Below are 22,682 nucleotides of genomic sequence, written 5' to 3'. Positions count from 1 at the left end.
GACGGCGTTCTTAGTTTTTGCGACGACGCGTTAACGCCACGCCAGCGCCCGTCAATGCGCCTACAATCCCCCACATAATCATCAGGAATGCACGACGCGGACTATCGCGTTTTACAGGTTCTTCAGGCGTTCGCAAATAACGATAGGTCTGAAAACGCGGGTCCAGAGAAGGACCTACATTAAGCGTGTTGAGCATCGCGCGATTTTGATCGTAATCGAGGTCAAAATCAGGACCGACGGCCTGGAGGTTTTCCAGGCGCGCCTGCAGCATGGGGCGGCCAAGGAGGAACATCTCTGAATCAGGCAGCTCATCAGCCGGCACGTCCGTCTCAGTGCGGGAAATATTGTGCTGTTCCGCAATTTTCAGCGCCTGCTCAATATTATGAACACGACGAGCGAAAATGGCTTTAGCCACCTCTTCCTGACGTTTCACCTGTGCTTTCATCTGGATTGTACGAGCCGCCCAGGCGCCTTTAAGCTCTTCGTTAAGATGGCTTGCGGCACGCTGGCTGGCAAACGCGACATACTGACGCAACAGGTTGTTAGCATCCGGCGCGGTTTCTGCAATCAGTTTGACGCTGTCGTTCACGTTACGCAGCGCGTCGCCCGGCATAAACTGAATATTGTTAATCAGATCGTCCAGCAGAGCGGCATCGGCTTTAGTGTTATCAACCCGACGCTGCTTGTAATAATCCGTCTGAGACCAGAAGTCGCGGCGCGTATCCCACGAAGCCAGTTGCATCACAAACTCTTTATAAGCCTCATCCATAACGGAGACCTGATCTGGCGTGGCGAGGTTGGCTTTGATATCCAGGTTTCGCAGGAATTGCTGCTGGGAATAGTATCCCCCAAGCATGTTAACCGTTGGTTTGTCCGTGATTGCCGTGGAGCTCCATTCTTGTTTTGCAAAGAACGTATAGGCCAGCGCTAACAGTGCAAAACCCAGCGCGATCCCCGCAATCCAAAGTTTGCCTGCCCATAACACGCGAAACAAACCCCGAATATCCAGTTCATTCTCAGTTACCACTGATTTCGCTCCCGCCAACGGTTGAGTCATCATAGTCCCGGTTTTACTTAGTTAATGTTGTGTTTTTGCCACTGTTACGACGCATCCGGCGTTTAATACGTTTTATGAACCGCGCTACTTTCCATGCGCGCTTAATGCAGTAGCCGTACAGGAAAAATGCCAGCAAGAATAATGCCAACATAACCCACTCAGGAATAATATGAGAATATTCTGCAGCTACACCAATTGCGGCCAAAATAGCAGCGGCCAGAGTAATCAGCACAAACGCCTGACGAGAAGTAAAACCCGCACGCATGATGAGATGATGAATGTGTTGGCGGTCTGGAGAGAAAGGACTCATCCCTTTGCGCAGGCGGCGATACATAATCGCCACCATATCCATCAATGGAATGGCAATAATCCACAGCGCTGTTACCGGACTTATCGGGTGGGTTTGACCCTGCGTGGTTTCAAGCAGGATCCAGATAACCGTAAAACCAATCAGCGTACTGCCCGCGTCCCCCATAAAGACTTTATAGCGACGGCCCAGCACGCCGAGGTTTAAGAGGATATAAGGCAGAATGGCGGCAATCATGGCAAAACACCACATTGCCAGACTGTACTGGCCATCAAACCATAAGATAATGCCAATAGCGGCGAAAGAAACGGATGACAGTCCACCGAGCAGGCCGTCAATGCCGTCCACCATGTTGAAAGCATTGATTGCCGCCCAGACGGCAAAGAGCGTCAGGAAGAAGCCAAATGGACCCAGAACTAACTCCCACGGGCCAAACACATAGCCGAGGCTACGCAGATACAGTCCGCCGACAACCATCATCACCACGCCAATGGCCGCCTGAACGGTGGCGCGTATTTTCACCGCGATATCGAAGCGGTCATCAAGAGCCCCGACTAACACCAGGACACCGGCGCAGGCAATATAGAGGGCGGCATGCGGGATATAATAGTCAGCAATACCAAACGTGAAGCAAATCCCTGCGTAAACAGAAATCCCGCCGACTAAAGGAATAAGTCCCTGATGGCGTTTACGAAAATTAGGCTTATCCACCAACCCTATTCGTTTTGCCACCTTGCGCGCAATGAACAAAAAACAGGTTGTGAATAAAAAAATACTGATCAGTTCAGTAACGGCGGTGAATAGATTCACAATGGATTGCTCTCAACAAATGTTAGTCCCGGAAGTATAACCATGAAGCCACAGCCTCAGAAGTAATAAAGATGGCTTCTTACAACTCCCTCTGTATATTTTTCAATCAATTATTTCTTTGGCTGCAGAAACGGCCCTATTGTCGCACCGACCGGTCAAAATTGGGAGTAGATGGTACTAGCGTATAGTCCATAAAAGAAAAACGCCACGTAAAAACGTGGCGTTTGCTGGCTTTATTTGCGTTACGAGCGTTTCATCATGTCAAAGAAATCGTCGTTGGTTTTAGTCATCGCCAGTTTGTTAATGAGGAACTCCATTGCGTCGATTTCACCCATTGGATGGATGATTTTGCGCAGGATCCACATTTTCTGCAGCTCTTCCTGGGTGGTGAGCAGCTCTTCTTTACGAGTACCGGAACGGTTGTAGTCGATAGCCGGGAAGACGCGTTTTTCAGCGATTTTACGAGAAAGATGCAGTTCCATGTTGCCTGTACCTTTAAATTCTTCGTAAATCACTTCGTCCATTTTAGAACCGGTATCGATCAGCGCCGTCGCGATGATGGTCAGGCTGCCGCCCTCTTCCACGTTACGTGCTGCACCGAAGAAGCGTTTTGGGCGATGCAGGGCGTTAGCATCCACACCACCGGTCAGGACTTTACCGGATGCCGGCACCACGGTGTTGTAGGCACGCGCCAGACGAGTGATGGAATCGAGCAGGATGATCACGTCTTTCTTGTGCTCAACCAGGCGTTTCGCCTTCTCGATAACCATTTCCGCAACCTGAACGTGGCGAGATGCCGGTTCGTCGAAGGTAGAAGCAACCACTTCACCTTTAACCAGACGCTGCATCTCAGTCACTTCTTCCGGACGTTCGTCAATCAGCAGCACCATCAGCACGCAGTCTGGGTGGTTATAGGCGATGCTCTGAGCGATGTTCTGTAGCAGCATGGTTTTACCCGCTTTTGGCGGCGCCACAATCAGACCACGCTGGCCACGACCAATTGGTGATGCCAGATCCAGTACACGCGCGGTTAAGTCTTCAGTAGAACCGTTACCACGCTCCATGCGCAGGCGAGAGTTCGCGTGCAGCGGCGTTAAGTTCTCAAAGAGGATCTTATTACGCGAGTTTTCCGGTTTGTCGAAGTTAACTTCATTGACTTTCAACAGCGCAAAGTAGCGTTCACCCTCTTTAGGAGGACGAATCTTACCTGAAATGGTGTCACCAGTGCGGAGGTTGAAACGGCGGATTTGGCTGGGGGATACGTAGATGTCGTCAGGGCCGGCGAGGTAGGAGCTGTCTGCAGAGCGGAGGAAACCAAATCCGTCTTGCAATATCTCCAGCACACCGTCGCCAAAGATATCTTCGCCACTCTTAGCGTGCTGCTTCAGGATGGCGAAAATGATGTCCTGCTTGCGCATACGAGCCTGGTTTTCCAGCCCCATATTTTCGCCGAGAGTGATCAGCTCAGAAACCGGCGTATTCTTTAATTCGGTAAGATTCATAATGGTGTGGGTTCTTAAACTCGGGGTGATTCTCGAACTTAATGTTGTGAATGGTATGGCAGGGTCATCCATGCCTGTTTAGCGGCCATCAACTCATGTCTGTTCGCTGTCTGGTCACAGGGAAAGAACGCAGAACTGAAACGACAAGACGGATTGAGCGACAAGCCCGGAATTTAGCCACTTCACGCACTGTTCATGTCAACAACGGGAAGTATCGGGTAAAACAAGATTCAAACAACAAGATATGTTTAAAACGAAGTCATAGCTAACTTAGCACGACTTCAGCCGGGCGTCCAGAGTTCCACATCATTTAGGCGGGAGCTCTGAACGCACAGCGGAGAAACCTTACGCCAGGTTAGCGTCCAGGAACTCTTTCAGTTGACCTTTGGACAGCGCACCCACTTTGGTCGCTGCCACTTCGCCGTTTTTGAACAGCAGAAGGGTTGGGATGCCACGGATACCGTATTTTGGTGCGGTGCCCGGGTTCTGGTCGATGTTCAGCTTGGCAACGGTCAGTTTGCCCTGATATTCGTCGGCGATCTCATCCAGAATCGGGGCGATCATTTTGCAAGGACCACACCATTCAGCCCAGAAATCGACGAGGATCAGCCCGTCAGCCTTAAGTACGTCCGTGTCAAAACTGTCGTCAGTCAGGTGAATAATTTTATCGCTCATATATAACTCCACAGGAATAAGCCTGGTACGTTGGTTTTGTCTCCACCAACGACGTGTTGATGTCGCATTAACCAACTAAAGGTTGACTTTATTTCACCGGATACGCTTTCGTAAAGCAATAGTAAGCTGATATTCTACCACACTATGAGCAAAACACATTTAACAGAACAGAAGTTTTCCGACTTCGCGCTGCACCCGAAGGTGATTGAAGCCCTTGAAAATAAAGGGTTTCATAACTGCACGCCCATTCAGGCCCTCGCGCTGCCGCTGACGCTGGCCGGTCGCGATGTTGCCGGGCAGGCGCAAACCGGTACCGGCAAAACGATGGCGTTTTTAACGTCAACGTTTCATTATTTACTTTCTCACCCAGCGATTGCAGACCGCAAAGTTAACCAGCCGCGCGCGCTAATTATGGCCCCGACGCGAGAACTGGCGGTACAGATCCACGCAGACGCTGAACCCCTGGCGCAGGCTACGGGCCTGAAGATAGGCCTGGCCTACGGCGGCGACGGCTACGATAAACAGTTGAAAGTGCTCGAAAGCGGTGTGGATATCCTGATCGGTACCACCGGCCGTCTTATCGATTACGCCAAACAGAACCACATTAACCTCGGTGCCATCCAGGTTGTGGTGCTCGATGAAGCAGACCGCATGTACGATCTCGGCTTCATTAAAGACATTCGCTGGCTGTTCCGCCGTATGCCTCCGGCCAATCAGCGTCTGAATATGCTGTTCTCTGCAACCCTCTCATACCGCGTACGCGAACTGGCGTTCGAACAGATGAACAACGCCGAATATGTTGAAGTGGAACCTGAGCAGAAAACGGGTCACCGCATTAAAGAAGAGCTCTTCTATCCTTCCAATGAAGAGAAAATGCGTCTGCTGCAAACGCTGATTGAAGAAGAGTGGCCAGATCGCGCCATCATCTTTGCGAACACCAAACACCGCTGTGAAGACATCTGGGGCCATCTGGCTGCAGACGGCCACCGCGTTGGCCTGTTGACCGGCGACGTCGCACAGAAAAAACGCCTGCGTATTTTGGAAGAGTTCACCCGTGGCGATCTCGATATTCTGGTCGCAACCGACGTGGCGGCACGTGGTTTACACATTCCAGCCGTGACGCATGTCTTTAACTACGATCTGCCAGACGACTGCGAAGACTACGTACACCGTATCGGTCGTACCGGTCGCGCGGGCGCAAGCGGACACTCTATTAGCCTTGCATGTGAAGAGTATGCGCTGAATCTCCCAGCCATTGAGACTTATATCGGTCACTCTATCCCGCAGAGCAAATACAATCCGGAAGCGCTGTTAAGCGAACTGCCGCCGCCTAAGCGTCTAACCCGCCCACGCTCCGGCAATGGTCCGCGTCGTTCAGGCGGCGCACCGCGTAATCGTCGTCGTTCAGGTTAAGAAAATATGCTCAGCTCCACCTCGCTTTATGCGGCAATTGATCTCGGTTCGAATAGTTTTCATATGCTGGTTGTGCGCGAGGTGGCGGGAAGCATACAAACGCTGACGCGCATCAAGCGCAAGGTCCGCCTCGCGGCGGGCCTGAGCAGCGATAACCACCTCTCACCTGAAGCCATGGAACGTGGCTGGCAGTGTCTGCGACTCTTTGCCGAGCGTCTGCAGGATATCCCGCATGCCCAAATCACCGTCGTCGCCACTGCGACACTTCGCCTGGCGGTTAACGCCGTTGATTTTATTGCCAGAGCGCAGGAAATCCTCGGTTGCCCGGTTCAGGTTATCAGCGGTGAAGAAGAAGCTCGTCTGATTTATCAGGGAGTTGCACACACCACGGGGGGTGACGATCGCCGCCTGGTGGTGGATATCGGCGGTGCCAGTACCGAGCTTGTGACCGGCACCGGCGCGCAGGCAACGTCGCTGTTCAGCCTCTCGATGGGCTGCGTGACCTGGCTTGAGCGCTACTTTACCGATCGTAATCTGGGTAAAGAGAACTTCGACGAGGCGGAAAACGCCGCGCGCGAGGTATTACGCCCGGTCATGGATGAACTGCGCTATCACGGCTGGAAAGTCTGCGTGGGTGCGTCCGGGACCGTGCAGGCCCTGCAGGAAATCATGATGGCGCAGGGAATGGACGAGCGGATTACGCTTGCTAAGCTTCAGCAGTTGAAACAGCGCGCCATTCAGTGCGGACGCCTGGAAGAGCTGGAAATTGAAGGCCTGACGCTCGAACGCGCGCTGGTCTTCCCGAGCGGGCTGGCCATTCTTATCGCTATTTTCACCGAGCTGAACATCCAGTGTATGACCCTGGCCGGCGGTGCGCTGCGTGAAGGCCTGGTCTACGGGATGCTGCATCTGTCGGTCGATCAGGATATCCGCAGCCGTACCCTGCGCAACGTGCAGCGTCGTTTTCTGGTTGATATCGATCAGGCAGGACGCGTATCGCAGCTGGCGTCACGCTTCGCCGATCAGGTCGCTAACGTCTGGGATCTTGATCACCTGAGCCGGGATTTACTCCTGAGCGCGTGCGCGCTACATGAAGTAGGGCTGAGCATTGATTTTAAGCAGGCACCGGCTCACGCAGCGTATCTGGTCCGCAACCTTGATTTACCGGGCTACACGCCCGCGCAGAAAAAATTGCTGGCAACGCTGCTGCTGAACCAGACCAATGCAGTCGACCTCTCCTCTTTGCATCAGCAAAACGCCGTACCGCCGCGCGTGGCCGAGCATCTCTGCCGCCTGCTGCGTCTGGCGATCCTGTTTGCCAGCCGCCGCCGCGATGATTTGCTGCCAGCCATTAATCTTGTGGCCGATGACGAGAAGCTTTCGCTGACGCTGCCGGAAAACTGGATTGAACGTCACCCGTTAGGGGCCGAGATGATCGAGCAGGAGTGCCAGTGGCAGAGCTATGTGCACTGGGTGCTGGAAGTAAAGTAATACGCTGAACATTGCCGGGTGGCGGCTTCGCCTTGCCCGGCTACTCATCATTATCCTTTCTCTTTGGCTTTAGCCAGCATGGCGCGAATGTTCGCCACGTTAGCCTGCCCCTTGTGCATCCGCTCTTCCGCGGTAATCACTTTGCGCTCCTGCTCCCAGATCAGGTCATCCTGCGGCAGTTCCAGCAGGAAACGACTCGGCTCCGGGCGGACGAGTTCGCCATACTGGCGGCGCTCTTTACACAGCGTGAACGTTAGCTCTTTCTGCGCGCGGGTGATCCCCACGTAGGCCAGGCGGCGCTCCTCATCGACGTTATCTTCATCAATGCTGCTCTGGTGCGGCAACAATCCCTCTTCCATACCAACCAGATAGACATACGGGAACTCCAGCCCTTTTGACGCATGCAGCGTCATGAGCTGAACCTGATCGGCCTCTTCTTCGCTCTCGCCGCGCTCCATCATGTCGCGCAGGGTAAAGCGGGTGACGACCTGCGTCAGGGTCATAGGCTCGTCGATTTCAGAGCCCTCCAGCATTTCGGTCATCCAGCTGAAAAGCTGGTTAACGTTCTTCATGCGCATCTCAGCCGCCTTCGGGCTGGCTGAGGTTTCATACAGCCAGGACTCATAGTCGATGCCGTGAATGAGATCGCGCACTGCCGCCACCGGCTCGCGCTCCGCGAGACGCTGTACTTCGCCGAGCCAGTGGGTGAAGCGGGTTAACGAGTCATAGCCACGCCCGGTTAACGTCTGGCTCAGCCCCATGTCAAAGCTGGCAGTAAACATACTTTTGTTGCGGGTCATCGCCCACTCGCCGAGCTTTTGCAGCGTCGCCGGGCCTATCTCGCGTTTTGGCGTATTCACAATACGCAGAAACGCGCTGTCGTCATCCGGGTTAGTGAGCACGCGCAGATAAGCCAGCAGGTCTTTGATCTCTGGCCGTGAGAAGAACGACGTACCGCCCGAGATTTTGTACGGAATGCGGTTCTGCATCAGCATCTTTTCAAAGACGCGCGACTGGTGGTTACCGCGATAGAGGATCGCGTAATCCTTATATTCTGTTTTGTTGACGAAGTGGTGAGCGATGAGCTCGCCCGTGACGCGCTCCGCTTCATGATCCTCATTGTTGGCGCTGAGCACTTTCAGCTCCGTTCCATAGCCCAGTTCAGAGAAGAGACGCTTCTCAAATACGTGCGGGTTATTGGCAATCAGGATGTTTGCTGCCTTCAGGATACGCCCGGAGGAGCGGTAGTTCTGCTCGAGCTTAATCACCTGCAGCGCCGGGAAATCTTTGCTCAGCAGCACCAGGTTTTGCGGACGCGCGCCGCGCCAGGAGTAAATTGACTGATCGTCGTCGCCTACCACGGTGAAACGCGCCCGATTCCCCACCAGCAGCTTAACCAGCTCGTACTGACTGGTGTTAGTGTCCTGATATTCATCCACCAGCAGGTAGCGGATTTTATTCTGCCAGCGCTCGCGCACCTCTTCATTGCGCTGCAGCAGCAGCGTGGGCAGCAGGATCAGGTCGTCAAAGTCCAGCACGTTGCACGCTTTCATATGCGCATCGTACAGACCGTAGCAGTGGGCGAAGATCCGATCCCGTTCGCCTTTGGCGATCGCCGCGGCCTGGGCCGGCGTCATCAGATCGTTTTTCCAGTTCGAGATCGTCGAGATCAGCTGCTGCAACAGCACTTTGTCATCTTCGATCAGCCCCTCGGTGAGCTCTTTGAGCAACGCCACCTGGTCAGTGTCATCGAAGAGGGAGAAGTTGGACTTCATTCCCAGCGCCGCATACTCGCGTTTGATGATATCCAGCCCCAGCGTGTGGAAGGTGGAGATCATCAGGCCGCGCGCTTCTTTACGGCCAAGCGTCTGACCGACGCGCTCTTTCATCTCACGCGCCGCTTTATTGGTAAAGGTGACCGCCGCAATGTGTCGCGCCTGATACCCGCAGTTGCGGATCAGATGGGCGATCTTGTTGGTGATCACACGGGTTTTACCCGAACCGGCCCCTGCCAGCACCAGGCATGGTCCAGTAACGAATTCGACCGCTTGTTGTTGTCCAGGGTTTAAACGCATGGGAGTGTTGCTCAATCTTCGAACGGGGTGTGGATTGTAGCAGAAAGCCGGGCGCAGATTTACCGGCTAATGATAAAGTGGAGAAATCGTGTTTAACCCGTAGAGCAGAACCATGAAAAAGACCGCAGCAGCCCTGCATATTCTGGTAAAAGAAGAGAAACTGGCCCAGGAGATCCTGGCCAAGCTGGAGCGCGGCATCAGCTTTGATCATCTGGCGAAGCGCTACTCTAAATGCCCTTCCGGGCGCAATGGTGGGGATCTCGGCGAGTTTCAACAAGGTGCGATGGTCGGCCCGTTCGATCAGGCGGTCTTTAGCTGCCCGCTTCTGAAGCCCTACGGCCCGGTAAAAACCAAATTTGGCTACCATATCATTAAGGTGCTTTATCGCCGCTGACGCGTGGTATATTGCGCCCCGATTTATTTCAACCTATTCAAGGCACGATCATGGCAAAAACAGCAGCAGCAGTGCACATTCTCGTTAAAGAAGAGAAACTGGCTTTAGATCTTCTGGAGCAGATTAAAAACGGTGCCGACTTCGGCAAGCTGGCGAAGAAGCACTCCATCTGCCCGTCAGGCAAACGTGGCGGCGACCTGGGTGAATTCCGCCAGGGTCAGATGGTACCGGCGTTCGATAAAGTGGTCTTCTCCTGCCCGGTGCTGGAGCCAACCGGCCCGCTGCATACCCAGTTTGGTTATCACATCATTAAAGTGCTGTACCGGAAATAAACAGCAAGGCCTTCTCTTAGAGAAGGCCTTTAATGTTTGCACCCTCTCCCTGTGGGAGAGGGGCGGGGTGAGGGCATCAGCCCGCCCCTGTTGTTAACCCGCTACCGCGATGCGCTTCATATCGGTCATGTAGCCACGCAGTTTGTGACCCACTTTCTCGATCTGGTGGCTGCGAATGGCTTCGTTCACATCGCGCAGCTGCGCGTTGTCCACGGCACCTTCTGCAATCGCTTTACCCAGATCGCCAGTCTGCAGAGTAGTCATAAACTCTTTCAGCAGCGGTACGCAGGCGTAAGAGAACAGGTAGTTACCATATTCCGCGGTATCAGAGATCACCACGTTCATTTCGTACAGACGCTTACGGGCGATGGTGTTCGCAATCAGCGGCAGCTCGTGCAGTGATTCGTAGTACGCAGATTCTTCGATGATGCCTGAATCCACCATGGTTTCGAACGCCAGCTCAACGCCTGCTTTCACCATCGCGATCATCAGCACGCCTTTATCGAAGTACTCCTGCTCGCCGATTTTACCTTCGTACTGTGGCGCGGTTTCGAACGCGGTTTTACCGGTCTCTTCACGCCAGGTCAGCAGTTTCTTATCGTCGTTCGCCCAGTCCGCCATCATGCCGGAAGAGAATTCGCCGGAGATAATGTCGTCCATGTGTTTCTGGAACAGCGGTGCCATGATGGTTTTCAGCTGTTCAGACAGCGCGTAAGCACGCAGTTTTGCCGGGTTGGACAGACGGTCCATCATCAGCGTAATACCGCCCTGCTTCAGCGCTTCGGTGATGGTTTCCCAGCCGAACTGAATCAGTTTTTCCGCATATGCCGGGTCGGTACCCTCTTCCACCAGCTTATCGAAGCACAGCAGAGAACCGGCCTGCAGCATGCCGCACAGAATGGTCTGCTCGCCCATCAGGTCAGATTTCACTTCGGCAACGAAGGACGATTCCAGCACGCCCGCACGGTGACCGCCGGTCGCCGCTGCCCATGCTTTGGCAATCGCCATGCCTTCGCCTTTCGGATCGTTTTCCGGGTGAACCGCGATCAGGGTCGGCACGCCGAAGCCACGCTTGTACTCTTCACGAACTTCGGTACCCGGGCACTTCGGTGCAACCATCACCACGGTGATGTCTTTACGGATCTGCTCGCCCACTTCAACGATGTTGAAGCCGTGGGAGTAACCCAGCGCCGCGCCGTCTTTCATCAGCGGCTGTACGGAACGCACTACGTCTGAGTGCTGCTTGTCCGGGGTCAGGTTAACTACCAGATCCGCCTGCGGGATCAGCTCTTCGTAGGTACCCACTTTGAAGCCGTTTTCGGTCGCTTTGCGCCAGGAAGCACGCTTCTCGGCAATCGCTTCTTTGCGCAGGGCGTAGGAGATATCCAGACCGGAGTCACGCATATTCAGGCCCTGGTTCAGACCCTGTGCGCCACAGCCGACGATGACCACTTTTTTACCCTGAAGGTAGCTCGCGCCATCGGCAAATTCGTCGCGCGCCATGAAGCGGCATTTGCCCAGCTGCGCCAGCTGCTGGCGCAAGTTCAGTGTATTAAAGTAGTTAGCCATGGGTGATACCTCGTGATGTTGTGTGTCTTATTGTTCGGTTCGCGTTTCAGCGAGAATGTACCCACATTACAACAGGAAATTTATTGCGGAAATTGATATATTCACAACGTCATGTTGCAATTTTTGCAATGTAAAAAGAGGGAGTGGAATCGGTGGATTTACGCGATCTGAAAATGTTCCTGCACCTGACGGAAAGCCGTCATTTTGGCCGCAGCGCCCGGGCGATGCACGTTAGCCCCTCCACGCTTTCACGCCAGATCCAGCGCCTTGAGGAAGACCTCGGCCAGCCCCTGTTCGTGCGCGACAACCGCACCGTCACCCTCACGGAAGCGGGCGAAGAGCTACGCATTTTTGCCCAGCAGACGCTGCTGCAGTACCAGCAGCTGCGGCACTCGATTGACCAGCAGGGGCCGTCACTTTCCGGCGAGCTGCATATTTTTTGCTCCGTGACCGCCGCCTACAGCCATCTGCCACCCATCCTTGACCGCTTCCGCGCGGCGCATCCGTCGGTTGAAATTAAGCTCACCACCGGCGATGCCTCCGACGCAATGGAAAAAGTGGTGACGGGCGAAGCGGATCTCGCCATTGCTGGGAAACCTGAAACCCTGCCGGGCGCGGTGGCATTCTCCATGCTGGAGAATCTGGCGGTGGTACTCATTGCCCCGGCCCTGCCCTGCCCGGTGCGTAACCAGGTGTCGGTGGAAAAACCGGACTGGTCCACGGTACCGTTTATCATGGCCGATCAGGGGCCGGTGCGCCGTCGTATTGAGCTGTGGTTCCGCCGCCAGAAAATCAGCAATCCGTCGATTTACGCCACGGTCAGCGGCCATGAGGCGATGGTGTCGATGGTGGCGCTCGGCTGCGGCGTGGCGCTGCTGCCGGAGGTGGTGCTGGAAAATAGCCCGGAACCGGTGCGCAATCGCGTGATGATTCTGGAGCGCAGCGATGAGAAAACGCCGTTTGAGCTTGGCGTGTGCGCACAAAAAAAGCGGCTGCATGAGCCGCTTATTGATGCGTTCTGGACGATATTGCCGAATCACTAACCTGCCAGGAAGAACCTGAACGCCGGGTTATGGGTTTCGTCGTGACACTCATAGCCCAGCTCGTTCAGCCGCGTTTCGAAATCCGGCTCGTGCTCGCCCAGTTCAAACGCCGCCAGCACGCGGCCGTAGTCGGTGCCGTGGCTGCGGTAGTGGAAAAGGGAGATGTTCCAGTGCGTGCCCAGCGTGTGCAGGAACTTGAGCAGCGCGCCAGGCGATTCCGGGAACTCAAAGCTGAACAGACGTTCCCTGAGCGGCTTCGATGGACGCCCGCCGACCATGTAGCGCACGTGCAGCTTCGCCATCTCATCGTCGGAGAGATCGACTACGCTATAGCCGCCTTCATGCAGCAGGTTAAGGATCTCTTTACGCTCCTCCACGCCACGGCTCAGACGCACGCCGACAAAAATGCAGGCGTCTTTGGCATCGGCAAAACGGTAGTTAAACTCCGTCACCGAACGGCCGCCCAGCAGCTGACAAAATTTCAGGAAGCTGCCCTTCTCTTCCGGAATCGTCACCGCCAGCAGCGCTTCCCGCTGTTCGCCCAGCTCGCAGCGCTCGGACACGTAGCGCAGACCGTGGAAGTTCACGTTGGCACCAGAAAGCACGTGCGCCAGACGCTCGCCGCGAATGTTGTGCTGCGCGATGTATTTTTTCATGCCCGCCAGCGCCAGAGCGCCGGACGGTTCCGCCACCGCACGAACGTCTTCGAAGAGATCCTTCATCGCCGCGCAGATCGCATCGCTATCCACCGTGACGATATCGTCGAGATATTCCCGGCACAGGCGGAAGGTTTCGTCGCCAATACGCTTCACCGCCACGCCCTCGGCAAACAGCCCGACGCGCGGCAGGTCTACCGGATGCCCGGCATCCAGCGCCGCTTTCAGGCAGGCAGAATCTTCCGCTTCCACGGCAATGACTTTGATCTGCGGCATCAGCTGTTTGATCAGCACCGCCACGCCTGCGGCTAAGCCACCGCCGCCCACCGGAACAAAGACGCGGTCGAGATGGGCATCCTGCTGCAGCAGCTCCAGCGCCAGCGTGCCCTGCCCGGCAATCACCATCGGGTGGTCGAACGGCGGCACCCAGGTGAAACCCTGCTGCTGCGCCAGCTCAATCGCTTTGGCTTTTGCTTCGTCAAAGTTAGCCCCGTGGAGTAATACTTCACCGCCGAAACCGCGCACCGCGTCGACTTTGATGTCTGCGGTAGCAACCGGCATCACGATCAGCGCTTTCAGTCCCAGACGAGCAGACGAGAACGCCACGCCCTGCGCGTGGTTGCCCGCCGACGCGGTAATCACGCCGCGCGCCTTTTGCTCATCGGTCAGTCCGGCCATCATCGCGTAGGCACCGCGCAGCTTGAAGCTGTGCACCGGCTGGCGGTCTTCGCGCTTCACCAGAATGACGTTGTCGAGGCGCGAGGAGAGTTTTTCCATTTTCTGCAGGGGCGTGACCTGCACGGCTTCATAGACCGGTGCGCGCAGCACCGCCCTGAGATATTCCGCCCCCTCAGGGGCGGCGGATAAGGGTTGTGACTCGGCCATCGTTAGCCCCCGAGTTTCGATTTATCGCGTACAGCGCCTTTATCTGCACTGGTGGCAAGGCTCGCGTAGGCGCGCAGGGCAAAGGAGACTTCGCGCTGGCGATCTTTCGGCGTCCAGGCTTTGTCGCCGCGCGCTTCCTGCGCTTCACGACGGGCTGCGATCTCCTGGTCGCTCAGCTTGAGCTGAATGCCGCGATTCGGAATGTCGATTTCGATCAGATCGCCGTCTTCGATGATGGCAATGTTGCCGCCGCTTGCCGCTTCCGGGGAAACGTGGCCGATAGAGAGGCCGGAAGTGCCGCCGGAGAAACGCCCGTCGGTGATCAGCGCGCAGGCTTTACCGAGGCCCATCGATTTCAGGAAAGTGGTTGGATAGAGCATCTCCTGCATGCCCGGACCGCCTTTCGGCCCTTCGTAGCGAATGACAACCACGTCGCCTTCAACCACTTTACCGCCAAGGATGGCGTCTACCGCTTCATCCTGGCTTTCGTACACCTTCGCCGGACCGGTGAATTTCAGGATGCTGTCGTCCACGCCTGCGGTTTTCACGATGCAGCCGTTTTCCGCAAAGTTTCCGTACAGCACGGCCAGACCGCCGTCTTTGCTGTAGGCGTGTTCCAGCGAGCGGATGCAGCCTTCGGCGCGGTCATCGTCCAGCGTGTCCCAGCGGCAATCCTGGGAGAAGGCCTGCGTGGTACGAATACCGGCAGGACCGGCGCGGAACATTTTTTTCACCGCGTCGTCTTTGGTCAGCATCACGTCGAACTGGTCCAGCGATTCCGGCAGCGTCAGCCCGAGCACGTTTTTCACGTCACGGTTCAGCAGCCCGGCGCGATCCAGCTCGCCCAAAATACCGATTACACCACCGGCACGGTGCACGTCTTCCATATGGTACTTCTGGGTACTTGGTGCGACTTTACACAGCTGCGGCACTTTGCGGGACAGCTTGTCGATATCGCTCATGGTGAAGTCGATTTCGGCTTCCTGCGCGGCGGCCAGCAGGTGCAGAACGGTGTTGGTGGAACCGCCCATGGCGATATCCAGCGTCATGGCGTTTTCGAACGCGGCTTTACTGGCAATGCTGCGCGGCAGCGCGCTGGCGTCATCCTGCTCGTAGTAGCGCTTGGTCAGCTCAACGATACGTTTACCGGCGTTGAGGAACAGCTGCTTACGGTCGGCGTGGGTCGCCAGCAGCGAGCCGTTGCCCGGCTGAGACAGGCCCAGCGCTTCGGTCAGGCAGTTCATGGAGTTCGCCGTGAACATACCGGAACAGGAGCCGCAGGTCGGACACGCGGAGCGTTCCACCTGATCGCTCTGCTCGTCAGAGACTTTCGGGTCCGCGCCCTGGATCATCGCATCGACCAGATCGAGCTTGATGATTTTGTCGGAGAGCTTGGTTTTCCCCGCTTCCATTGGGCCACCGGAGACGAAGATCACCGGAATATTCAGACGCAGGGAAGCCATCAGCATCCCCGGGGTGATTTTGTCGCAGTTGGAGATACAGACCATGGCATCGGCGCAGTGGGCGTTAACCATGTACTCTACGGAGTCGGCGATGAGCTCGCGCGACGGCAGTGAATAGAGCATGCCCCCGTGACCCATCGCGATACCGTCATCGACCGCAATGGTGTTGAACTCTTTCGCCACGCCGCCGGAGGCTTCGATTTGCTCGGCTACCAGTTTACCCAGATCGCGCAGGTGCACGTGGCCCGGTACGAACTGGGTGAAGGAGTTCACCACGGCGATAATCGGCTTACCGAAATCGGCGTCGGTCATTCCAGTGGCGCGCCACAGCGCGCGGGCACCCGCCATGTTGCGGCCGTGGGTGGTGGTGGCTGAACGATACTTAGGCATGCTTTATTGACTCCCGTCTGACTATGTAATGGGACGGTGCGTGCCGTCCCAAATTTATGCTTAGTGATTAACCTGATCCAACCAGCCGTATTTATCTTCTGTTTCGCCGGTGAAGAGGCCAAAGAACGCTTTCTGAATGCGTTTGGTGACCGGGCCACAGCGGCCTTCGCCCACCTGAATACCGTCTACGCTGCGCACCGGGGTGATTTCAGCCGCGGTACCGGACATAAACACTTCATCGGCCAGGTACAGGGATTCGCGGGACAGCACCTGCTCGCGCACTTCGATACCCAGGTCTTTCGCCAGTTTGATGATGGCGTCACGGGTGATGCCCGGCAGCGCGGAGGAGGTGAATGGTGGCGTAAACAGAATGCCGTCTTTCACTTCAAACAGGTTTTCACCTGCGCCTTCGGAGATGTAGCCATTCACATCGAGCGCGATACCTTCCTGGTAACCGTGACGGCGCGCTTCGCTACCAACCAGCAGGGAAGAAAGGTAATTACCGCCCGCTTTCGCGGCGGTCGGGATGGTATTTGGCGCAACGCGGTTCCAGGAAGAGACCATTGCGTCGATCCCCTGCTCCAGGGCTTCAGCACCCAGGTAAGCACCCCACGGGAACGCGGCAATGATCACATCAGTGGTATAGCCCGCTGGCGGGTTCACGCCCATACCGACGTCACCCACGAAGACCAGCGGACGAATATAGGCGCTGGTGAGGTTGTTCTTACGGATCACGTCGCGGCAGGCTTCCATCAGCTCATCAACGCTCTGAGATACCGGGAAACGATAAATTTTGGCTGAGTCATGCAGACGCTGCATGTGTTCGCGATGGCGGAACACCACTGGCCCTTTGTGAGAATCGTAGCAGCGGATGCCTTCAAACACGGAGGTACCGTAATGCAGCGCGTGGGACATCACGTGGACCTTCGCGTCCTCCCAGCGAACCATCTCACCGTTGAACCAAATGTAATCAGCTTTTTTTGTCGTCATTTTTTCGTCCTGTCACGCTTAAGCGCGGATTTGTTGTGATGTGGTTGTGCTCTGGCAGATGGCAACATGGGCAACGTCTACCAGCTTTGATAACTGACTAAACAGTAAGTCGACCGACCGCGGGCTGGCAACGGTTAATTCGATACTGATATTCCGGGCGTCAGTGGCTGTCTCCATATTCATAGAGCAAATCTGAAAACCACGATGACGCACCACACGCAAAACGCGTTCTAAAGTTTCCGGGTTGAAGCGAGCCTGTACGGCGACCTGATGCTGCATCATGATAATTTCTCCATCATTTGTGAGTTACTGGCACCAGGCGGTACCAGCGGCCAGACGTTCTCGAGTTCATCGATTGAGACATGAAGCAGGTAAGGCCCATCGCTGTTCAGCATGGTGTCGAGCGCCGCTTCAACCTGATCTTTACGGGTGATGTGCTGGCCAGGGATGCCAAAGGCGCTGGCCAGGGTGAGGAAATCGGGGTTATCGGTGAGAGTCGTTTCGCTGTAGCGCTCCTGGAAGAACAGCTGTTGCCACTGGCGAACCATCCCTAAACGCTGGTTGTCGAGCAAGACGATTTTCAGCGGCAACTGCTTGCGTTTAACGGTGCCGAGCTCCTGAACGTTCATCATGAAGGAGCCGTCACCGGAGATACAGATAACGGTATCGTTCGGGCGGGCGACCTGCGCGCCAACGGCTGCTGGCAGACCGAAGCCCATCGTCCCTAACCCGCTGGAGGTGATGAAATTTTCCGGGCGGGTGTAGGTCATATGCTGCGCGGACCACATCTGGTGCTGGCCGACGTCGGTGGTGACGACGCTATCAGCAGGTTTGCGATCCGACAACTGCTTCAACAGCAGCGGCGCGTAGATGGCCTCGCCGGGGTGATCGTAACGCCATGCGTGCTCGGCGCGCATATCGGCGGTGTGCTGACGCCATGCGTTGATATCCAGCGGCTTCTGCAATGCCGGTAACAGCGCGTTGAGATCGCCCTGCAGCGCAACGTGCGCCTGACGCAGCTTGTTCATCTCCGCCGGGTCGATATCCATATGGATGACTTTAGCGTTCGGCGCAAAGGTATTCAGCTTGCCGGTGACGCGGTCGTCAAAACGGGCACCTACGGCGATGAGCAGATCGCACTCCTGCACCGCCAGGTTTGCCGCTTTGGTGCCGTGCATCCCCAGCATGCCCAGATAGTACGGATAGTCTGCATCTACCGCACCCAACCCTTTCAGCGTGCAGGTGGCTGGTATTTGCGTTACCGCGATAAATTCACGCAGGGCGGGAACGGCCTGCGCCATCCCGACGCCACCGCCGACGTACAGCATCGGCTGTTTCGCCTGAGCCAGCATCTGACGGGCCTCTTCAACTTCCGCTTCCGGAAACGCATCGTCGCTTTCAACGGTAGAGAAGTGCGGTTCCAGATCGCCGAGTGCCACCTGGATATCTTTCGGGATATCAACCAGAACCGGACCGGGACGGCCTGAGCTGGCCACTTCGAACGCTTCTGCCATTACGCGCGGCAGCTCTTCCAGAGACTGGACGAGGAAGCTGTGTTTGGTGCAGGCCAGCGATAAACCAAGGACGTCGACTTCCTGGAAAGCATCGGTACCGATGAACGGAGACGCCACCTGCCCGGTGATGGCAACAACGGGAACAGAGTCCAGCAGCGCGTCAGCCAGGCCGGTGATGAGGTTAGTTGCGCCCGGGCCTGACGTCGCCATACACACGCCGGTTTTACCGGTCGCGCGGGAGTAGCCAATGGCCGCCATCACTGCGCCCTGCTCGTGTCGGCACAAGAGATGTTCCACGCCGCCGTCATACAGTGCATCGTAAATCAGCATAATTGCGCCACCTGGATAACCGAATACTGTCTCGACTCCCTGCGCGCGCAACGCATGTACTACCCACTGTGCCCCATTCATAGTTAGTTCCCCGTCATAAATCGGGAGAAACAGAATTTTGTGCTAGTCGTCATTCTCTGCTCCTCATTTGCGTTTTTTAGTCATAAAAAAACCCCCGGACCTTTCGGTGCGGGGGTCTTAGTTCGTTAAGGCTTGATTTCTAAGCCTTTCCTCGTCCAAGTGCAGCCCCGCACGGTGGGATAATAATCACCACCACGCTAATCACGACCAGGCTAATCACTCGTAGAAGGGCTGTCATTTTCAGTTCTTTTTGCATCTTGTTCGAAGGAATACCTAAAGAGTTATCACAGTTTTTAAATCAAACACAAGATTTATTTATGACGGATTTGATTAGGCAGCGAATCATATTTCTTAAAATCTTTGTTTTATATAAAGAAATTAGAAAATGAATATTTTTCATTTTTTTACTGCAGTTCTTAACGTCAAAACGGGGCTTTTTACATTCTGCGAGGAAGCTTCCACGGTTATGCAATTGTTTCAGCGTGCGCTTAAAATCTCTGAACAGGCGGCGTAAATCAGCAAAATGACGCTAAACAGACAAAAAAGGCGCTGGCATAGTCACACCAGGAGGTAGTGCAAATGTCACTGTCAGTTGTTTATACGCGTGCGGCTCTCGGGGTAAAGGCACCGCTTGTTTCCGTTGAGGTTCATTTGAGTAATGGGCTACCCGGACTCACGCTTGTCGGTTTACCTGAAACGACGGTTAAAGAGGCCAGGGATCGCGTTCGCAGCGCAATAATAAATAGCGGTTATACCTTCCCTGCGAAGAAGATCACCATCAACCTTGCTCCCGCCGATCTGCCTAAAGAGGGGGGACGATACGATTTACCTATCGCAATTGCCCTTCTCGCGGCTTCTGAGCAGCTTAATACGACAAGGCTAGGCTCGTATGAGTTCGTGGGTGAACTCGCGCTCACAGGCGCGTTAAGAGGCGTTCCCGGTGCGATATCAGGAGCGCTGGAGGCCATACGTGCCGGGCGGCAAATCATTGTCGCAAATGAAAACGCATCAGAAGTGAGTCTTATCGCCGAGAAAGGATGCCTCATCGCGGGACATTTACAGGAAGTTTGTGCCTGGCTGGAAGGACGACATGAACTGTCCGAGCCAGAGGAGTGTGACGATGTTATAACCGACGTCCCGGAGGATCTCAGCGAGATTATGGGGCAGGAGCAAGGGAAACGGGCGCTGGAGATTACGGCCGCAGGTGGACACAATCTTCTGTTGATTGGCCCGCCGGGTACGGGGAAAACGATGCTGGCGAGCAGGTTGAGTGGATTGCTTCCACCGCTCAATAATCATGAAGCGCTGGAAAGCGCTGCCATATATAGCCTCATCAGTTCTGCATCGTTGCAAAAACAGTGGCGCCGTCGCCCTTTTCGTTCCCCGCATCATAGCGCTTCACTGACGGCAATGGTCGGCGGCGGGTCTATCCCCGGGCCGGGAGAAATCTCACTGGCCCATAATGGAATTCTATTTCTCGATGAGCTGCCCGAGTTTGAGCGCCGCGTGCTGGATGCACTGAGAGAACCTATTGAATCTGGCGAAATACATATCTCGCGCACGCGGGCCAAAATAAGCTATCCCGCGCAGTTTCAACTGGTCGCTGCGATGAACCCCAGCCCCACGGGCCACTACCAGGGCAACCATAACCGCTGTACGCCGGAGCAAACGTTGCGCTATCTGGGTAAGTTATCCGGCCCGTTCCTCGACCGTTTCGATTTATCCCTCGAAATCCCCCTTCCTCCGCCGGGTCTGCTCAGGCAGACGGGCATAACGGGTGAAAGCTCAGCGGATGTACGCGAGCGGGTGATTGCGGCCCAGACGCGGCAGTATGCTCGTCAGAACAGGCTAAATGCGCGGCTGGATAATGCCGGGATCCGGCAGTTTTGTTCCCTTAACAGTGAGGATGCGGGATGGCTAGAGGAGACGTTGACCCGTTTTGGGCTGTCTATACGTGCGTGGCAGCGTTTGCTAAAAGTGGCCAGAACCATTGCTGACGTGGAGGGGTGCACTGACATTGAGAGAAAGCATTTGCAGGAGGCGCTGAGCTATCGCGCTATCGATCGTTTGCTGCTGCATTTGCAGAAGTTGCTAGCATAAAAAAAGGGGCCATAGCCCCTTCTTATCATCTTAGTCATCAGACTCGGTGTAGTCTTCTGCACCTTCCATCTGCGGCTTACCGCCAGACAGCGTATGGAAGCGCTTTGGACGCTTAATGCGTGCCATATACTTGATCCATACACGTTCCGCTTCAGACTGCGGCTCACGCTCACCACGGCAAACAGAAACAAACTGTTTTTCGTCTTCGGTAGCAGGCTCACGCTTGCCCAGATCCAGCTCGTTAAAGGCATAACCATGGCGCTCAAGCAGTTGAGCTTCTTTGATGGTGAAATCACCGTGACGAGAGAACCCGCGCGGATAATGTTTATTGTCGAAAAAACGATTAGTCGTCGTAAAGCTTTCCGCCATCCTACACGCTCCTAATTCTTTGGCCGAGCTATTTATGGCGCGGAGTATTAGTTACGCTTGACAGAGTGTAAAACAAAACATTTAAATCATAACGACAAATAATTTTGCGGAGAAAGATGTGGATACGGAATTGCTTAAAACTTTCCTTGAAGTGAGCAGAACACGCCACTTTGGGCGAGCAGCTGAAGCCCTTTACCTGACGCAGTCAGCAGTCAGTTTTCGTATTCGACAGCTGGAAAATCAACTGGGTGTGAATCTTTTTACCCGCCATCGCAACAATATCCGCCTCACGCCCGCCGGCGAAAAACTACTGCCGTACGCAGAAACGCTCATGAATACCTGGCAGGCGGCACGCAAAGAGGTGGCGCATACTTCGAGGCATAATGAGTTCTCGATTGGGGCCAGCGCTTCTCTGTGGGAATGTATGCTAAGTCAGTGGCTTACCCGGCTGTATCATTCACACGGCCACCTGCAATTTGAAGCGAGAATTGCGCAACGGCAGTCGCTGGTTAAGCAGCTTCATGAGCGTCAGCTTGATCTTCTGATCACAACTGAAGCCCCCAAGATGGACGAATTTAGCAGCCAGATTGTAGGCCAGTTTGGTCTGGCGCTTTATGCCTCTGAACCTTCGATGATGAAGGCAGATCTGACCTATTTGCGCCTGGAATGGGGGCCAGATTTTCAGCAGCATGAGACTGGATTGATTGCACCTGATGATGTTCCACAGTTAACAACCAGCTCTGCGGAGATCGCCTGCCAGCAACTGCCCTTGCTGAGAGGTTGTACCTGGTTGCCTGTTCGCTGGGCAGACGCTAAAGCGGGGCTGCATACGGTGATGGATTCCACCACGCTTACCAGACCGCTGTATGCGATTTGGCTGCAAAATAGTGATAAGCAAGCACAGATAAAAGATCTGTTAAAAACCAATGTAATGGACTGATACATCAGCCAGCAGGAATGCTGGCTGAATATTAAGAAGAGACGTTTTTGCAGGATTTCAGGCAAAAAAAATCCTTTGCCGAAGCAAAGGATTATATATGGCAGGGGCGGAGAGACTCGAACTCGCGACACCCGGTTTTGGAGACCGGTGCTCTACCAACTGAGCTACGCCCCTAAAGTTTTTTGCCATTAAGCCTGCCAAAAAGGCAGGCTTAATGTCTTAATAAGTGGCGGAACGGACGGGACTCGAACCCGCGACCCCCTGCGTGACAGGCAGGTATTCTAACCGACTGAACT

At 55.1% G+C, this 22,682-nt stretch carries 21 protein-coding genes and 1 tRNA gene; 7 read left to right on the top strand and 15 right to left on the bottom strand.

Annotated features, from left to right (window positions below):
* Positions 1-10: 10 nt before the first annotated feature.
* From wzzE to trxA, 4 genes are all read right to left on the bottom strand, one after another.
* A complete protein-coding gene (gene wzzE, locus F0319_RS16775) occupies positions 11-1,057 on the bottom strand; it encodes an ECA polysaccharide chain length modulation protein (RefSeq protein WP_111963515.1) in 1,047 nt (348 codons plus the stop codon).
* 13 nt (positions 1,058-1,070) lie between these two features.
* Positions 1,071-2,174, bottom strand: coding sequence for a UDP-N-acetylglucosamine--undecaprenyl-phosphate N-acetylglucosaminephosphotransferase (wecA, locus tag F0319_RS16770; RefSeq protein ID WP_111963514.1), 1,104 nt, complete (start codon positions 2,172-2,174; stop codon positions 1,071-1,073).
* Positions 2,175-2,416: 242 nt separating this feature from the next.
* Positions 2,417-3,676, bottom strand: coding sequence for a transcription termination factor Rho (gene rho, locus F0319_RS16765; RefSeq protein ID WP_008501566.1), 1,260 nt, complete (start codon positions 3,674-3,676; stop codon positions 2,417-2,419).
* Positions 3,677-4,021: 345 nt separating this feature from the next.
* Entirely contained in the window at positions 4,022-4,351 is a 330-nt protein-coding gene (gene trxA / locus F0319_RS16760; protein WP_006179218.1) for a thioredoxin TrxA, read from the bottom strand.
* A gap of 144 nt (positions 4,352-4,495) precedes the next feature.
* On the opposite strand from trxA, the gene rhlB reads away from it, so the two are divergent.
* Both rhlB and gppA read left to right on the top strand, forming a co-directional pair.
* Complete coding sequence (gene rhlB / locus F0319_RS16755) at positions 4,496-5,764, top strand: ATP-dependent RNA helicase RhlB (protein WP_111963512.1); 1,269 nt, start codon at positions 4,496-4,498, stop codon at positions 5,762-5,764.
* A gap of 6 nt (positions 5,765-5,770) precedes the next feature.
* Entirely contained in the window at positions 5,771-7,255 is a 1,485-nt protein-coding gene (gppA, locus tag F0319_RS16750) for a guanosine-5'-triphosphate,3'-diphosphate diphosphatase (RefSeq protein ID WP_021242833.1), read from the top strand.
* 50 nt (positions 7,256-7,305) lie between these two features.
* Here gppA and rep read toward each other — a convergent pair whose 3' ends face one another.
* The gene (gene rep / locus F0319_RS16745) at positions 7,306-9,330 is read right to left on the bottom strand and encodes a DNA helicase Rep (RefSeq protein ID WP_115877002.1); all 2,025 of its coding nucleotides are present in this window, start codon (positions 9,328-9,330) and stop codon (positions 7,306-7,308) included.
* A 112-nt stretch (positions 9,331-9,442) separates the two neighbouring features.
* Between rep and ppiC (F0319_RS16740) the strand changes: the two genes are divergently transcribed.
* Positions 9,443-9,724, top strand: a complete 282-nt coding sequence (ppiC, locus tag F0319_RS16740; protein ID WP_004886860.1) for a peptidylprolyl isomerase PpiC — start codon at positions 9,443-9,445, stop codon at positions 9,722-9,724.
* A gap of 50 nt (positions 9,725-9,774) precedes the next feature.
* Positions 9,775-10,056 carry a peptidylprolyl isomerase PpiC gene (gene ppiC, locus F0319_RS16735; RefSeq protein WP_023309650.1) on the top strand — a complete coding sequence of 94 codons (282 nt, stop codon included), beginning with the start codon at positions 9,775-9,777 and terminating at the stop codon, positions 10,054-10,056.
* A 93-nt stretch (positions 10,057-10,149) separates the two neighbouring features.
* Here the strand turns inward: ppiC (F0319_RS16735) and ilvC are convergent, their stop codons facing one another.
* Entirely contained in the window at positions 10,150-11,625 is a 1,476-nt protein-coding gene (gene ilvC / locus F0319_RS16730; RefSeq protein ID WP_021242831.1) for a ketol-acid reductoisomerase, read from the bottom strand.
* Positions 11,626-11,777: 152 nt separating this feature from the next.
* Here ilvC and ilvY point away from each other — a divergent pair, with 152 nt between their 5' ends.
* Positions 11,778-12,668 carry an HTH-type transcriptional activator IlvY gene (ilvY, locus tag F0319_RS16725; protein WP_111963506.1) on the top strand — a complete coding sequence of 297 codons (891 nt, stop codon included), beginning with the start codon at positions 11,778-11,780 and terminating at the stop codon, positions 12,666-12,668.
* On the opposite strand, the gene ilvA is transcribed toward ilvY, so the two are convergent.
* From ilvA to ilvL, 7 genes are all read right to left on the bottom strand, one after another.
* On the bottom strand, positions 12,665-14,209 hold the full coding sequence (gene ilvA / locus F0319_RS16720; RefSeq protein ID WP_039267211.1) for a threonine ammonia-lyase, biosynthetic: 1,545 nt from the start codon (positions 14,207-14,209) through the stop codon (positions 12,665-12,667). The genes ilvY and ilvA overlap by 4 nt on opposite strands.
* 2 nt (positions 14,210-14,211) lie before the next feature.
* Positions 14,212-16,062 carry a dihydroxy-acid dehydratase gene (gene ilvD / locus F0319_RS16715; RefSeq protein ID WP_115877001.1) on the bottom strand — a complete coding sequence of 617 codons (1,851 nt, stop codon included), beginning with the start codon at positions 16,060-16,062 and terminating at the stop codon, positions 14,212-14,214.
* A 60-nt stretch (positions 16,063-16,122) separates the two neighbouring features.
* Positions 16,123-17,052 carry a branched-chain-amino-acid transaminase gene (ilvE, locus tag F0319_RS16710; RefSeq protein ID WP_127732610.1) on the bottom strand — a complete coding sequence of 310 codons (930 nt, stop codon included), beginning with the start codon at positions 17,050-17,052 and terminating at the stop codon, positions 16,123-16,125.
* Positions 17,053-17,070: 18 nt separating this feature from the next.
* Positions 17,071-17,334: an acetolactate synthase 2 small subunit gene (gene ilvM, locus F0319_RS16705; RefSeq protein ID WP_024907956.1), complete on the bottom strand. Its 264-nt coding sequence runs from the start codon at positions 17,332-17,334 to the stop codon at positions 17,071-17,073.
* A complete protein-coding gene (gene ilvG, locus F0319_RS16700) occupies positions 17,331-18,977 on the bottom strand; it encodes an acetolactate synthase 2 catalytic subunit (protein ID WP_149367400.1) in 1,647 nt (548 codons plus the stop codon). Before ilvG ends, ilvM begins: the two co-directional genes overlap by 4 nt.
* A gap of 2 nt (positions 18,978-18,979) precedes the next feature.
* The gene (gene ilvX / locus F0319_RS22390; protein WP_166792073.1) at positions 18,980-19,030 is read right to left on the bottom strand and encodes a peptide IlvX; all 51 of its coding nucleotides are present in this window, start codon (positions 19,028-19,030) and stop codon (positions 18,980-18,982) included.
* 86 nt (positions 19,031-19,116) lie between these two features.
* On the bottom strand, positions 19,117-19,215 hold the full coding sequence (gene ilvL, locus F0319_RS16695) for an ilv operon leader peptide (protein WP_001311244.1): 99 nt from the start codon (positions 19,213-19,215) through the stop codon (positions 19,117-19,119).
* Between the two features lie 341 nt (positions 19,216-19,556).
* Here ilvL and F0319_RS16690 point away from each other — a divergent pair, with 341 nt between their 5' ends.
* A complete protein-coding gene (locus F0319_RS16690) occupies positions 19,557-21,077 on the top strand; it encodes a YifB family Mg chelatase-like AAA ATPase (protein ID WP_115876998.1) in 1,521 nt (506 codons plus the stop codon).
* A 30-nt stretch (positions 21,078-21,107) separates the two neighbouring features.
* Here F0319_RS16690 and F0319_RS16685 read toward each other — a convergent pair whose 3' ends face one another.
* Positions 21,108-21,446, bottom strand: coding sequence for a MaoP family protein (locus tag F0319_RS16685; protein WP_008501577.1), 339 nt, complete (start codon positions 21,444-21,446; stop codon positions 21,108-21,110).
* Positions 21,447-21,564: 118 nt separating this feature from the next.
* On the opposite strand from F0319_RS16685, the gene hdfR reads away from it, so the two are divergent.
* The gene (gene hdfR / locus F0319_RS16680) at positions 21,565-22,386 is read left to right on the top strand and encodes an HTH-type transcriptional regulator HdfR (RefSeq protein WP_149367399.1); all 822 of its coding nucleotides are present in this window, start codon (positions 21,565-21,567) and stop codon (positions 22,384-22,386) included.
* Positions 22,387-22,484: 98 nt separating this feature from the next.
* On the opposite strand, the gene F0319_RS16675 is transcribed toward hdfR, so the two are convergent.
* Positions 22,485-22,560, bottom strand: a tRNA-Trp gene (locus F0319_RS16675).
* Between the last annotated feature and the right edge of the window lie 122 nt (positions 22,561-22,682).

This window comes from Enterobacter vonholyi, assembly GCF_008364555.1.
Lineage (GTDB): Bacteria > Pseudomonadota > Gammaproteobacteria > Enterobacterales > Enterobacteriaceae > Enterobacter > Enterobacter vonholyi.
This window is presented reverse-complemented; position numbering and strand designations above follow the sequence as displayed.